Here is a 13,378-nt window from a genome sequence, read left to right as displayed (position 1 = left end):
CAACGGGATCCTGTCATGAGGTCAGGCCCCCTGCCGTCGACCGGTGCAGTCCGGCGGTCACGGCGTCCAGCTCGGTCACCTACCGGAGCGGCTCGCGCCGGATGTCACACCTTCGCGTCCGAAAGGGCTTCCTCCAGTGAAGGCACGGAAGGACCGCGCCGGACACCCGAAGGAGTCCCATGATCACGTTCAGGTTCGCCAGGAAGCGGTGAGTCCGGGACTGTCGAAGGATTGACGATAGCTTCGGAAATCGCCCGTTCAGGGGCCGCTTTCACGAACTACCGTCAATTCTGCGACAGCCGTTCCGAACCGTCAGCGTTTCGCGAGGTCGACCTTGATCACCTTGCCGGTGAGCGTGACGACGAAGGCCCGGTCACCGATCAACTCGAACGACGTCGGCCGGTCCAGCCCGCCGACGACGGTCAACAGGCCGCCGCGACCGTCGGCCCGCAACACCTTTCCGGTGTCCGGCGATGCCGGCTTGCCCTCGTTCTCCGGCGTCTGCGGCAGATCCCAGACTCCCTGGGACAGCGCATACAGCTGCTGCCGACGGCCCAGTTCGACGTCGACGATCAGCGGTGCACCGGACGCGACCTCCCGTACCGCCGACTGGTGCGAGAGTCGCACGACCTTGCCGTCCTCGGGATGGTGCGGGATGGGCCCGGCCTGGGCGACATAGATCCGGTCGCCGTGGGTTTCGAGCCCGGTCGGGACGACGTTGCCGAACGCCTCCAGCTCGCGGATCTGGCCCTGCCGCGACACCCACAACACCCGGTTGTGGTGGCCGTCGCTGACCAGCAGGCCGCCGCGGTACGACTCCAGCGCATACTGCACGCCGCTGGCGACGAAGAAGTCCGTCTCCGGCGGGTGTGCGGCCGACCAGGCGCCGAGGTCCGCGATCACTGTCGCGGAGCCGTCCCGGGCGATGCGATAGATGCCGGCGACCACGCCGGGCTGGCCGAGTTCGGGGCCGACCGCGGAGACCAGCACATAGGCGGTACGGCCGAGGAAGACGACATCCATCGCGCCGCCGGTACCCACGGCAGGGATCATCGGTGGCAGGCCGTCGGCGAAGACCTCGACGTCTCCCGTACGGGGATCGACCCGGAGCACCCGCCCGCCGGCGGCGTCGGTGACGTAGAGCGCCCGATCCGGTCCGACCGTGCTCCCGGAGCCGCATCCGACCTCGCAGCCGGGCGCCGCGAAGTGCACCAGCTCACGGACCGCCGGGCTTTCTCGATGACTCGTGGTGGCGGTGGCGGATCCGGTGATCATGACTCCCGACAACAGGAGCGCGGCCATGGCTCTGGCGAGGAATGGTGGTTTCATCAGCTTGTCCTTGTCTCGATGCCCGCGTTCCGCAGTTCGTTCGCGGGCGTGAAGTTCTGATGGACCCGGAAGAATTCGTCGGGTCGTACGTGGCCTTGACCTTGGTCGACCGGTCGCGGTTGCCGCGATATCCGACCCTGATCCGGTGCACCGCGCCGTCGCCGGGATACAGCCGATAGCCGGCGGCCGGGTGATCGTGACCAAGCCACTCCGGGGCACGCATCGCCTGCGATGCAACGGCGTTGCCGTGATGCACCGCGTTCGCTGCATCACTGATGGTCACGGTGTGCCGCCCCGGTCGGCCCCCACTGGGGCCGCATCCTTGCGACCTCTGGAACCGATGCCAGCCTACCGTCGGGCGACCGTCCGGTCTGCTAAACGCCTCAAAGAAACGGCAATCGCTGCCACGGGTCAAGACTCGCGGTAGTCGATCTTGATCGGGCCGCGGTCGGGCTGCTGGGTGAAGATCCGGGTGCCGGCGGGATATTCGATCATGAGCCGGTCCGCGGCGGACCAGGTGACCCGGAGGGCGAGCGCGTTGTCGGGACCGAGCGGCACTACGCCGTCGTCGCCGTCGGCGCTGAAGATCTCGTTGTCGTCGCCGACCGCCTGGTCCGGCGCGACGACCGAGACATGGGTGCTGTAGCCCGTGGTGGCGCCGCAGTTCTTCACAAAGACGACCGCGGCCCGGTCGCCCTCGGGAGCGGCCACCCGCTTGACCTCGGTCCGTTCGCACAGATCCGGGCCGGTACTGCAGCCGGCCGCGCCGAGTACGCCGAGCAAGATCAACAGCAGGGCTCCGAGGCCGCGAGTCATCACAGGGACGAGGTTCGCACGGACCGGGACCGAATTCCCCCTTGCCCAATGCGTAACCGATCGGTTACGCTTTCGACATGGACGGAGCACGAGCGATCGCGGACCCGGTGCGCCGGGAGATCCTCGAACTGCTGCACGCCTCCCCGCTCCCCGCGGGTCGGATCGCGGAGCGGTTCCCGATCAGCCGGCCGGCGATCAGCAAGCACCTCCGGATCCTGACCGAATGCGGCGTGGTCGAGGCCGAGCTCACCGGACGACAGCGGATCTACCGCCTGCGTACGGAACCGCTGGCCGAGGTCGCGATCTACCTGAACCGACTGCTCGGGCCCTCCCTGCCGAGCCGGCTCGACGCGCTGGCCACCGAGGTCGCCCGGGCCCGCCGCGATCGCCGTACCGCAGCACCGAACACCAAGGAGCAATCAGCATGAGCACACCCACCCCACCGGACGCCTGGTGCCGACCACCGACGGCCACGACCTCGTCCTCACCCGGAGCCTGCCCGGCTCGATCGACGACGCCTGGGCCAGCATCACCGAGCCGGACCGCACCGCCCGCTGGATCGGCCACTGGGAAGGCGAAGGAGCCGTCGGCGCGTCGGTCAAGCTGCGGCTGGGCTTCGAGGAGGACACCCCGTGGACCGAGGTCAAGATCATCGAGTGCGCGGCGCCGCGCCGGCTCCGGGTGCTGACCATCGATGAGCAGGGCACCTGGGACCTCAGCCTCGAACTGAGCAGCGCCGGTGATCACGCCGCCCTCCGGTTCGTCATGCACCGGATCGATCCTGCGGTCGTCGGCTCCGTCGGACCCGGCTGGGAGTACTACCTTGATCAACTCGTGGCCTCGGTCACCGGTGCACCGGCACCGAGCTTCGACGACTACTACCCGGCCCAGAGTGCCCACTTCGAGAATCAGGTTTCCTGATCATGAACGGGCCGTGTTAGAACACGAGGTATGGCCTCCCCCTCCTTGATCGTCGTCAGTGGTCCGCCCGGTTCCGGCAAGACCACGCTGGCCCACCGACTGGCCCAGGGGGTCGGTTGTCCGGCGCTCTGCCGGGACGAGCTCAAGGAGGGCATGGTGCACGCGCACCCCGGCTTCACGCCCGGCCCGGTCGACGAGCTGAACCTGCGCACCCTGCCGGCCTTCTTCGGGGCGGTGGAATACCTGCTCCGGGCCGGGATCACGGTGGTCGCCGAGGCCGCGTACCAGGACAAGTTGTGGCGCCCGGGCCTGACCCCGCTGCTCGAGCTGGCCGCCGTCCGGCTGGTCCGCTGCCAGGTCGATCCCGACACCGTCGCGGACCGGATCCGCCGTCGCTACGAGGAGAACGGACTTCGCGCCGCCGCCCACGGCGACCTGGCCCACCTCGCCGAGGTACGGGAGCGCACCCTCACCTTCGACCCGATCACGCTGGACGTCCCCACCGTCGACGTGGACACCACGGACGGCTACCGGCCCGGTCTCCCCGAGTTGATCAACTTCGCTCGGGAGCGAGCCAGTCGATGATCGTCTGCCGGTAGACGTCGAACCAGTCGCCACCGGCCATCAGCTCGTAGTGCAGGGCGTCCACCCGCTGGATCGCGCGATAGCAGGCCAGGGTCCGGGACAGGTCGGCGTCGAGCGTGAGCCCGTACCCCTCGAGCGCCGGCCGGAAGATCGCCTCGTCGGACACCGACAGCCGGGCCAGGTCGTAGCGCGGATCACCGTAGGACGTGTCGCCCCAGTCGATGATCGCCGACAGCCGTCCGTCGGCCACGAACAGGTGGGCCGGCTTCAGGTCGCAGTGCATCAGCACGCCTTCGCCCTGGTACGTGATCGCGTCGGCATGATCGGCCACCGCGGCCCGGAATCCCTCGGCCAGCTCCGCCGTGATCACGCCGTGCCGGACCAGCGGCTCGGCCTTCGCCATGATGGCGGCGATCCGCTCGGCCCAGCTGCTGTACCTGCCGACAGCGGCCCCGCCCGCGACGTCGACCAGCCCGAAGCCGGGCCCGCTGATCCGGTGGTAGCGGCGGATCGCCCGGCCGGCCTCGACCAGCGCCTCGACGTCGTCCGCGGTCGCCGGCCCGCCCGCAACCCAGCCGGTGATCATGAAGCCGCGTTCGCCGCCCAGGTCGCCGGCCGCGGCGACCGGAGGCACCGGTACGCCGACCTCGGCGGCCCGTTCCAGTCCCCAGCGCTCGCCCGCGAGTTCGCTCTCGGCGGCGAGCTTGATCGAGAAGGTGCCCCGCTCGGTGTCCAGCCGCAGGTTCTGGTTGCCGACCGATCCGGACAGCGGGGCGGTCGCGGACACAGTGACGCCCAGGGCCTGCTCGGCGAGGGCGCGGATCTCGGCCTCGGCGAGCTGAGGGGCGGATACGGGTTCATTCATCGCCGGCCAGCTTAGTGTCGCGAGTCAGTAATGCGGCACCGATATTCGGAACCGTACTACTGACTCACGACACTAGGCAGAGCACGCTCACCATGCGACCGGATTTCGAGGCGCCGGACCCGTCTCGTACCCTCGGTCGGGTGAGTCCCGTCGAGATCCTGCTGATCCTGCTCGCCGGAGTCGGCGCCGGCACGATCAACGCGGTGGTCGGTTCCGGCACCATGATCACCTTCCCGACCTTGATCACCTTCGGGTACGAGCCGGTCACGGCGACCATGTCCAACGCGATCGGACTGGTCCCGGGCAGCGCGTCCGGGTCCTGGGGTTACCGCAGGGAGCTCAAGGGCCAGGGGCGGCGCCTGCTGCAGCTGCTGCCGGCCTCGCTGCTCGGCGCGATCTGCGGCGCGTGGCTGTTGCTGCACCTGCCGCCGAGCGTGTTCCGGTTCATCGTCCCGTTCCTGCTCGGGCTCGCCCTGATCTTGGTGATAGCCCAGCCCCGGATCCAGGCCTGGGCCCGGCGCCGGACCGAGGCGACCGGCGCCGACGGACAGACCCTGACCCGCGGCCGCACGGTGCTGTTGATCTTCCTGGTGTTCCTGGTCGGCATCTACGGCGGCTACTTCACCGCGGCCCAGGGCATTCTGCTGGTCGGGGTGATGGGTGCCTTGATCCCGGAGAGCCTGCAGCGGCTGAATGCGGTGAAGAACGTGCTCGCCCTCGCCGTCAACGTCGTCGCCGCCGTCACCTACACGCTCGTCGCGTTCGACAGGATCAGCTGGCCGGTCGTCGGCCTGATCGCCGTGGGCTCGCTGGCCGGTGGCTTCCTCGGGGCCCATTTCGGCCGCCGGCTGCCGCCGATTGCGCTGCGGACCATCATCGTCGTGCTCGGCGTGATCGCCATCGCGCGCCTGCTGCTCATCCCGTAACTTCCGCCCGGAACGGGGCTCCCCGCGCCCCTTCCAACCCAGTTGTGAAATCGATTACAATCGCCTATCGTCGGGCCGTTCGGAACCCGAGGCCGAGGAGGGTCAGTTGGCCACCGCAACACCGAGCCCGCCGGGCACCGCCGCCGCACCGTCGCGAGCGGCCCGCCCCGCTGAGCCCCGCCGGACCGGCCGGCTGCACCGCTCCAACCTGATCGCCTACCTGATGCTGGCGCCACTGATGGTGCTGCTGGCGATCTTCGTGATCGTGCCGTTCTTCCAGGCAGCTTCGCTGTCGTTCTTCGACTTCTCGTTCTACCTGCCGTCGACCTTCATCGGCTTCGACAACTACCGCAACGTGCTCAGCGACCCGATCTTCACCCAGTCGATCGTCCGCGGCCTGCTGTTCATGGTGCTGGTGGTCCCGGTCGGGCTGGTCCTGGCGTTCGTCTTCGCCTCGGTCGTCAAGGGCATGGGCCGCCGGCTGGCGTCCTTCGTGAAGACCTCGATCTATCTGCCGACGATCGTGTCCGGCGTGATCGCCTCGATCGTGTTCATCCTGATCTTCGACTACTACGGCGGGATCCTGAACTGGTTCCTCGGCCTGCTGGTCAGCCCGTTCCGCGACTTCGAGCCGATCCCGTGGCTCGGCGACCCGGCCACCGCGCTGCCGTCGCTCGCCGTACCGGCGGTCTGGATCGGCTTCGGCGTCACGGCGTTGATCATGCTCGCCGGCATGCTGGACATCCCCGACTCCTACTACGAGTCGGCCTCGCTGGACGGCGCGACCTGGTGGCAGCAGACGGTCCACATCACGATCCCGATGCTGAAGAACGTGCTGATCTACCTGCTGATCGCGGGTTGCACCGGCGCCATCCAGCAGTTCGAGCTGCCGTTGATCATGACCGGCGGCGGCCCGCTGAATTCGACCATGATGCCGAACCTCTACATCTTCCAGCACTTCACCCAGGACCAACGCCAGGGCCAGCCGCTGGCCGCGGCGCTGATGCTGTTCGTGGTGCTCGGCCTGGTGTCGGCGCTGATCTTCCGGTTCATCAACTCCGAGAAGACCCAGGAGGGCTGACCGGTGGCCAAGAGTCCCGCTCCGGTCCGGGTGGCCCGGACCCTGGTCGGCCTGCTGTTCGCGGCCGTCGCCCTGTTTCCGCTGCTCTGGATGGCCCTCTCCGGCTTCAAGCCGAACAGCGAGGTCACCGCGACCCCGTTCAAGCTGCTGCCGACCGAGTGGATGGTGTCGAACTACGTCACCATCGCCACCGACCCGGCCTTCCAGCGCGCCATGGTGATCACCTTCGTCGGCGCGGCGATCTTCACCGTCGGCACGCTGGCGGTGAACTCGATGGCGGCGTACGTCTTCGCCCGCCTGGAGTTCTCCTTCAAACCGCTGCTCTGGGTGCTGGCCATCGGCACCATGTTCGTCCCGTCGATGGCGATCCTGCTCACCTCGTTCATCATGGTGACCCGGCTCTACATGCTGGACACGCTGACCGTGTTGATCTTGCCCGGGATGGCCTCGGCCGGTCAGATGTTCTTCATCCGCCAGTTCTACCTGTCGATCCCGACCGCCCTCGAGGAGGCGGCCATGATCGACGGCGCCGGCCGCTGGCGGATCTACACCCGGATCTTCCTGCCGCTGTCCCAGCCGGCGTTCGTCGTGGTCGGCGTGGTGTCGTTCCTGGCGTACTGGAACTCCTACATCTGGCCGATCATGACGATCACCAGCCCGGACCTGTTCCAGATCCAGCAGTACCTGGCGAACTTCCGCTCCGAACGGTCCCCCGAGCGCGGACTGCTGATGGCCGGGTCGTTCCTGGCCGCCCTCCCGGTGATCTTGATCGTGATGATCTTCCAGCGCCGGATCATCAGCAACATCAAGATCGCCGGCCTGAAGTAGCCCATGAATTCACGAAGGAGTGCACCATGACCTCACCCACGCCGCGGCTGCTCAGCCGCCGCAATCTGCTCGCCACCAGCGCGATCGCCGGCACCGGAGCGTTGCTCGCAGGTTGCGGCTCCGGGACGCCCGGGCAGTCCGCCTCCGAGGCCCAGAACCCGCAGTCGCCCGGCTCGACCACCACGGTGCAGTTCTGGCAGTCCAAGCTGACCAACGCCGAGGACGCCTGGTACAAGAAGATGGTCGAGCAGTTCAACACGGCCCAGTCCGAGGTCAAGGTCGTCCTCACCCAGGTGCCCGGTGACGCCTGGGAGCAGAAGATCAAGGCCGCCCAGGCCGCCGGCAAGGCGCCGGACATGTACATCGGCGTCGGCAACAACGTCTGGGTGCAGGTGGAGAACGGCGAGCTGGCCGACCTCACCGACGTGCTGCCGAAGGAGTCCTGGGACGACCTGACCGACACCGCCCGCGAACTGGTCACGGTGAACGGCAAGCACTACGCGTACCCGATGCTGTTCGAGCCGCAGACCGTTCTGTACTACCGGAAGGACTTCTTCGAGGCGGCCGGCCTCGATCCCGAGGTGGCGCCGAAGAGCTGGGCCGAGCTGGTCGACTTCGGCGCCAAGACCAAAGCCGACGGCCGGTTCGGGCTGGTCATGGGCGTGACCGGCGGCGACTTCGGCTGGCAGTCCTGGCCCTGGCAGCGCAACGTGGCCGGTCACCTGCCGATCAGCGACGACTGGTCGACCGCGCAGGCCAACGATCCCGCGTATGCGAAGCTGGCCCAGCTCTACCGTGATCTGTTCGACGCCCAGGCGATCCCGAAACAGTCGCTCGGCCCGGCCAACGACTCGACGCCGTTCGGCCAGAACAAGGCCGCGATGATGATCAACGGCTCCTGGGCGATCAGCCAGATCCTGGACGAGTTCGAGGGTCTCCGGGACAAGGTCGGCGTCGCACCGATCCCGACCCACGACGGGACCGGCGCCGCACCGGCGACCAACGGCAACATGAAGTGGATGATCGACGCCAAGTCCAAGCACATCGAGGCCGTCGGGAAGTTCTTCCTCTGGGCGCTGGCCGGGCCCGATCCGGCGGTCATGCTGGACTACTTCAAGGTGACCGGGTTCTCCAAGTTCCCGACCCGCACCTCGCTGGTCGACGCCGTCGCCAAGGCGCCGGACGCGGACACGCTGAACCCGTGGCGCAAGGTCATCCAAGATCAGGTGCTGCCGTCGGCCGCGCTCGAACCGCAGTACGACTGGACCGTCGCGGAGGCGTTCGGCCAGGCGATGGAGAAGTCCATGCGCGGCGCCGACATCCCGAAGAGCCTGGAGGCGGCGAACAGCCAGATCCAGGACATCATCACCAAGCTGAAGCTGACCGGGAAGGCACCCAAGAACTAAATCCTCTGCTTGCGGCAGAATATGGGCATGAGTGACGAAGCCTCGGGTGATCATCCGCAGCCGCCCACTGACGATCTTGTGGTCACGACCCACCAGATCGGCAGTGGGCGGTCCAAGCTCAGCTACACGGCGACGACCGGCCGGGTGGTGCTGCGGGAGGAAGTGATCACCGACGGCAAGTTCACCGGACACCAGCCGCGGGCCCAGATCTTCCATACCAGCTACGTCCTCGACGACGCCGATCCGGCGACCCGGCCGGTGACCTTCGCCTTCAACGGCGGCCCCGGCTCGTCCTCGGTCTGGCTGCACCTGGGGCTGCTCGGTCCGCGCCGGGTGATCATGGGCGACGCCGGTGAGCTGGCGCCGCCGCCGTACAAGATCGAGGACAACCTCGAGTCGCTGCTCGCCGTGTCCGACCTGGTCTTCATCGATCCGGTCACCACCGGCTTCTCCCGGACCACCGAGGGACACCAGGCGGACGACTTCCACGGGTACGGGCGCGACATCGAGTCGGTCACCGAGTTCGTCCGGCTCTGGACCTCGCGGAACGGCCGCTGGCTGTCGCCGAAGTACCTGGCCGGCGAGTCGTACGGGACGACCCGCGCGGCCGCGCTGGCCGCCCGGCTGGCCGAGAACGACGGCCTGTACGTGAACGGGCTGATGTTGATCTCCTCGGTGCTCGACCTCGGGTCGGTGCACTACAGCGAGGGGAATGATCTTCCGTACGCGCTCTACTTCCCCACCTTCACCGCCACCGCGCACTACCACGGCAAGGTCTCCGGGCGGCTGCGCACGCGGGTCGCCGAGGCGGAGCAGTTCGCCGCCGGTGATCTCTGGGTCGGCCTGGGCCGGGGCAACCGGCTCTCGGTGACCGAGCGCAGCGATCTGGTGCAGCGCTACTCGGCGCTGACCGGCCTGGATCCCGAGTACGTGGACCGGGCCGACCTCCGGGTCACCCTGCACGGGTTCGCCGCCGAACTGCTGCGCGACCGCGGCCAGGTGATTGGCCGGCTGGATATGCGGTTCACCGGCTGGCCGACCGATCACAACCGTGATCACATGGACTACGACCCGTCGCACGCGGCGATCACCGGTCCCTACTCGGCGGCGCTCAACTCCTATGTCCGGTCCGAGCTCGGCTACGCCACCGACGTCGCGTACAACATCCTGACGCCGAAGGTGCAGCCCTGGTCCTACAAGGAGTTCGAGGGCGAGTCGGTCGAGGTGGCGACGGCGCTGACCAGGGCGATGCGGGCGAATCCGCACCTGCGCGTGCACGTCGCCTGCGGCTACTACGACGGCGCGACCCCGCACTTCGCCGCCGAGCACGTCTTCGCCCACCTGAAGCTGCCGGAGGACGCGCGGGACCGGATCGAATGGGCGTACTACGAGGCCGGGCACATGATGTACGTGCACGAACCGAGCCGGCTGCAGCAGTCGGCGGACCTGGCCAAGTTCGTCACCGAGACCTCCGAGCGGTCCTGACCGGACGATGAGGCTGGACGAGGCCACCTGCCGGCGCCTGGTGCAGGGCGCCGCGGTGGCCCGGCTGGCCACCACCGGGGCGGACCAGCTGCCACACCTGGTGCCGGTGACGTTCGCGATCACCGGCGACACCGTGATCATCGGGATCGACCAGAAGCCCAAGACCACCACCAGGCTGCGCCGGCTGCGCAACCTCGCCGAGAACCCGCGGGCCGCTCTGCTCTGTGATCACTACGAGGAGGACTGGACCCGCCTCTGGTGGGTCCGCCTGGACGGCACCGCCACGGTGATCACCGAAGGGCCGGAGCGAGTGGCCCCGGTCGCCGCCCTGGTCCGGAAGTACCCGCAGTACCGGGACGACCCGCCGGCCGGTCCGGTGATCATGATCACCGTGGAGCGTTGGACCGGTTGGTCCGGCGCGCCCGGCTGACCAGGGACCAGAAGATCATCTTGGCCAGTGCCGCCGGCCGGTAGCGGACGCCGCGGCGGAACGGGCCCTCGCCGCGCAGGATCACCTCGGCGCCGCCGTCGACGAAGATCAACTGGCCGGCCATGAACGAGTTCTCCGCGCCGACCGCCCAGGCGACCGCATCGGCCGCGGCCGCCGCCGGGCCGGGGAAGCCGAGCGGTTGCGGCAGCGCCTCGGCCAGCACCCGGGCCTGAGCCGAGTCGCCGAGCATGGTGCGCCGCGCGGTCTCCGTGTCCACGATCCCGGGCAGGACCACGTTGAGCGGGATGCCGCTGCCGGCCCAGTCCGGGCCGCCGGCGTGGCGGCGCACCCAGCGGTTGATCGCGATCTTGGTCGACCGGTAGATCACCGCGCCGCGGCCCCGGGCGATCGCCCGCTCGGCGGCCCGGTCGGCCGCCGCCTCGTCGCCGCGCAGGCAGGCGTGGATCAGGTCGGTGGCGCCGGCCGAGAGCGACGAGGCCGACGAGACCAGCACCGCCCGCGGCGCCGCGGACCGCAGCAGCAGCGGCCGCAGGGCACGGAGCACGGCGAGGCTGCCGAAGTAGTTCAGCCGTACGGTGCGTACCGACGGCTCCGCGATGCCGGCCACCAGCGCCACACCGTCCAGGCCGGCCGGAGCCAGCCGTTCCGCCGCGGCGGCCAGCCGGGCCGGCTCCGCCGGGTCGGACAGGTCGGCCCGGATCTCCATCCCGGGCCCGATTCCGCAGCGGATCACCGTACCGCCGGCTTCGGTGAGCCGATCCGCGACCAGCGCACCGATCCCGCTGTCCGCGCCGGTCACCAGATACGTACGCTTTCGGTGCATATGTGCAATATTACACTTGTGCAACCAGAAGGCTTACGGGAACGCAAGCGGCAGCAGACCCGGCAGGCGCTGGTCGAGGCCGCCACCACGCTGTTCCTCCGGGACGGGTTCGACGCGACGTCGGTCGCCGAGATCGCCCGCCTGGCCGGGGTCTCGCCGCGCACCTTCTTCGTCCACTTCGCGGCGAAGGAGGACGTCCTGTTCCACCACGTCGAGCGGTACGCCGAGCTGGCCGTCGCCGCCGTGAACGCACTCGCCGACGACGCCACCCCCTGGCAGGCCGTGCACGCGGCCATGATCGCGCTGATCGATGCCGCCGACCCGATCGGGGACGAGGCCGACCGGCTGGCCCCGGTCCGGGCCGAGCTGGCCCGCCGCGGCCACGGCGCCCCGGCCTCCCTGGCGCGCCGGCTGCAGGCTCTTCAGCTCACCGTCCTGGAGGCGATCCGGGCCAGATTCGGCCGCGCACCGGGTGCCGGCCGGGTCGCCGCCCACCTCGGTGCCGCCCTGGGCGCGGTCACGGCGACCGCCGTTCATGATCAAGTTCCGGGACAGAGCCGGCTGGCCCGGCGCCGGGCCATGCACCGGGCGCTGCGGCTGGCGGAGGCAGGGTTCTCAGCGCCCTGAGCCTGTCGAAGGGCCAAGGCTGATCATGGCCTGCCCTTCGACAGGCTCAGGGAGCGTTCCGTGCTGAAGAAGTCAGAGTTGGAGGAGCTGCTGGTCCATCCAGTCCGCGGCGACCTGGAGCGCGCCGCTGCGCAGGCAGTCGGCGCCGAGGTCGGAATAGATGATCTTGGTGTCGCCGTACAGATAGGGCTCGAGGGCGGCCCGGAACGGCTCCAGGAACACGTCGCCCGCCTCGACGATCTCACCGCCGAGGACGATCACCGGCGGGTCGAGGACCAGCAGCGCACCGACCCGGTCGGCGATCTGCGCCGCGTACCGGGCGACCAGGGTGCGGGCCCGGCCGGGCTTCAGCCGGGCGGTCCGGAAGACGGCGGCGACGGACTGGCCGCGCTGCTTCGCGTAGTCGCGGATCGCCCGGTTCGTCGCGGTCCAGGACCGGGACGGGTCCTCGCCGAAGAACTCGCCCGCCGCGCCGTGGGCGCCGCGGTAGAGCTCGCCGTTCAGCACCAGCCCGCAGCCGAGTCCCTCCCCGATCAACAGGCCGACCACGTTGTCCGGTCCGGCCAGGGTGCGGTGCTCGGCCAGGGTGGCCAGGTTCGCGTCGTTCTCGATCAGGACCGGGCAGTCGAACGCCTCGGTCAGCCGCCGGTGCGCGTCCTCGCCGACCAGCGACGGCAGCTCGCCGGAGATCTCGATCACCCCGCCCGCCGAGACGATCCCGCGCACCCCGAGGACAACGATCCGCAGAGCCGCTGCCGACTGGGCGCATTCCCGCAGCGCGTGGTCGACCGCAGCCTTGATGCACGCCGGCGGGTCCGGCTCCGCGTTCAGGTCGTCGAAGCTGGTCCGCCGCTCGCCGATCACCTGGTTGCGCAGATCCGCGATCACCACCAGCAGGTCGTGGTTGGTCACGGTCACCGCCGCGACGCAGCCCGCCCAGGCGTCGAACCGGAACTCCCGGGCCGGGCGGCCGCCGCGCGGCGAGCTGACCGTCTGGGTCGTCTCCAGCACCAGACCCCGGTCGGCCAGGTCACGCAGCGCAAGATCAACGGTCGGCCGGGACAGCTCGGTCTCCCGGGCGATCACCGAGATCCCGTGCGCCTCGCCGGATCTGCGGAGGAACCGGAGCACCGCATTCCGGTTCAGATGCCGCAGCAGCGAGGTCTCGGCCCCGTAGACATCGATCGCGTCCTTGAGGCTCACCGCCGGTCTGCCGGACCGCTCCTGCATCTGGT

General features: G+C 69.3%; 15 protein-coding genes. 10 read left to right on the top strand and 5 right to left on the bottom strand.

Features of this window, described 5'->3' with window-relative positions:
• Positions 1 to 312: 312 nt before the first annotated feature.
• Together ACFQU4_RS34220 and ACFQU4_RS34215 are read right to left on the bottom strand one after the other, a co-directional pair.
• Positions 313 to 1,329, bottom strand: a complete 1,017-nt coding sequence (locus ACFQU4_RS34220) for a ScyD/ScyE family protein (protein ID WP_377500921.1) — start codon at positions 1,327 to 1,329, stop codon at positions 313 to 315.
• A 411-nt stretch (positions 1,330 to 1,740) separates the two neighbouring features.
• Positions 1,741 to 2,145, bottom strand: a complete 405-nt coding sequence (locus tag ACFQU4_RS34215) for a hypothetical protein (protein WP_377500919.1) — start codon at positions 2,143 to 2,145, stop codon at positions 1,741 to 1,743.
• Positions 2,146 to 2,222: 77 nt separating this feature from the next.
• On the opposite strand from ACFQU4_RS34215, the gene ACFQU4_RS34210 reads away from it, so the two are divergent.
• The 3 genes from ACFQU4_RS34210 to ACFQU4_RS34200 are packed head-to-tail and all read left to right on the top strand — an operon-like array spanning position 2,223 to position 3,651.
• Positions 2,223 to 2,573, top strand: coding sequence for an ArsR/SmtB family transcription factor (locus ACFQU4_RS34210; protein WP_377500917.1), 351 nt, complete (start codon positions 2,223 to 2,225; stop codon positions 2,571 to 2,573).
• A gap of 25 nt (positions 2,574 to 2,598) precedes the next feature.
• Positions 2,599 to 3,066 carry an SRPBCC family protein gene (locus ACFQU4_RS34205; RefSeq protein WP_377500915.1) on the top strand — a complete coding sequence of 156 codons (468 nt, stop codon included), beginning with the start codon at positions 2,599 to 2,601 and terminating at the stop codon, positions 3,064 to 3,066.
• Between the two features lie 30 nt (positions 3,067 to 3,096).
• Positions 3,097 to 3,651, top strand: a complete 555-nt coding sequence (locus ACFQU4_RS34200; protein WP_377500913.1) for an AAA family ATPase — start codon at positions 3,097 to 3,099, stop codon at positions 3,649 to 3,651.
• Here the strand turns inward: ACFQU4_RS34200 and ACFQU4_RS34195 are convergent.
• Complete coding sequence (locus tag ACFQU4_RS34195) at positions 3,620 to 4,516, bottom strand: phosphotransferase family protein (RefSeq protein WP_377500911.1); 897 nt, start codon at positions 4,514 to 4,516, stop codon at positions 3,620 to 3,622. The genes ACFQU4_RS34200 and ACFQU4_RS34195 overlap by 32 nt on opposite strands.
• 140 nt (positions 4,517 to 4,656) lie before the next feature.
• On the opposite strand from ACFQU4_RS34195, the gene ACFQU4_RS34190 reads away from it, so the two are divergent.
• From ACFQU4_RS34190 to ACFQU4_RS34165, 6 genes are all read left to right on the top strand, one after another.
• Entirely contained in the window at positions 4,657 to 5,442 is a 786-nt protein-coding gene (locus ACFQU4_RS34190; protein ID WP_377500909.1) for a sulfite exporter TauE/SafE family protein, read from the top strand.
• 106 nt (positions 5,443 to 5,548) lie between these two features.
• Positions 5,549 to 6,523 carry a carbohydrate ABC transporter permease gene (locus ACFQU4_RS34185; RefSeq protein ID WP_377500907.1) on the top strand — a complete coding sequence of 325 codons (975 nt, stop codon included), beginning with the start codon at positions 5,549 to 5,551 and terminating at the stop codon, positions 6,521 to 6,523.
• Positions 6,524 to 6,526: 3 nt separating this feature from the next.
• Positions 6,527 to 7,351, top strand: coding sequence for a carbohydrate ABC transporter permease (locus ACFQU4_RS34180; protein ID WP_377500905.1), 825 nt, complete (start codon positions 6,527 to 6,529; stop codon positions 7,349 to 7,351).
• 26 nt (positions 7,352 to 7,377) lie between these two features.
• Positions 7,378 to 8,757, top strand: a complete 1,380-nt coding sequence (locus tag ACFQU4_RS34175; RefSeq protein ID WP_377500903.1) for an ABC transporter substrate-binding protein — start codon at positions 7,378 to 7,380, stop codon at positions 8,755 to 8,757.
• Positions 8,758 to 8,784: 27 nt separating this feature from the next.
• Positions 8,785 to 10,242 (top strand): S10 family peptidase, encoded by a 1,458-nt coding sequence (locus tag ACFQU4_RS34170; RefSeq protein ID WP_377500901.1) that lies wholly within the window; start codon positions 8,785 to 8,787, stop codon positions 10,240 to 10,242.
• A gap of 7 nt (positions 10,243 to 10,249) precedes the next feature.
• Complete coding sequence (locus ACFQU4_RS34165) at positions 10,250 to 10,672, top strand: TIGR03668 family PPOX class F420-dependent oxidoreductase (protein WP_377500899.1); 423 nt, start codon at positions 10,250 to 10,252, stop codon at positions 10,670 to 10,672.
• Here the strand turns inward: ACFQU4_RS34165 and ACFQU4_RS34160 are convergent.
• On the bottom strand, positions 10,629 to 11,516 hold the full coding sequence (locus tag ACFQU4_RS34160; RefSeq protein WP_377500897.1) for an SDR family oxidoreductase: 888 nt from the start codon (positions 11,514 to 11,516) through the stop codon (positions 10,629 to 10,631). The two genes, ACFQU4_RS34165 and ACFQU4_RS34160, sit on opposite strands and share 44 nt — an antisense overlap.
• 18 nt (positions 11,517 to 11,534) lie before the next feature.
• Between ACFQU4_RS34160 and ACFQU4_RS34155 the strand changes: the two genes are divergently transcribed.
• Complete coding sequence (locus ACFQU4_RS34155; RefSeq protein ID WP_377500895.1) at positions 11,535 to 12,143, top strand: TetR/AcrR family transcriptional regulator; 609 nt, start codon at positions 11,535 to 11,537, stop codon at positions 12,141 to 12,143.
• Between the two features lie 72 nt (positions 12,144 to 12,215).
• Here ACFQU4_RS34155 and ACFQU4_RS34150 read toward each other — a convergent pair whose 3' ends face one another.
• Entirely contained in the window at positions 12,216 to 13,373 is a 1,158-nt protein-coding gene (locus ACFQU4_RS34150; RefSeq protein ID WP_377500893.1) for an ROK family protein, read from the bottom strand.
• Between the last annotated feature and the right edge of the window lie 5 nt (positions 13,374 to 13,378).

This window comes from Microlunatus sp. GCM10028923 (genome assembly GCF_042666975.1).
Lineage (GTDB): Bacteria > Actinomycetota > Actinomycetes > Propionibacteriales > Propionibacteriaceae > Microlunatus.
This window is presented reverse-complemented; position numbering and strand designations above follow the sequence as displayed.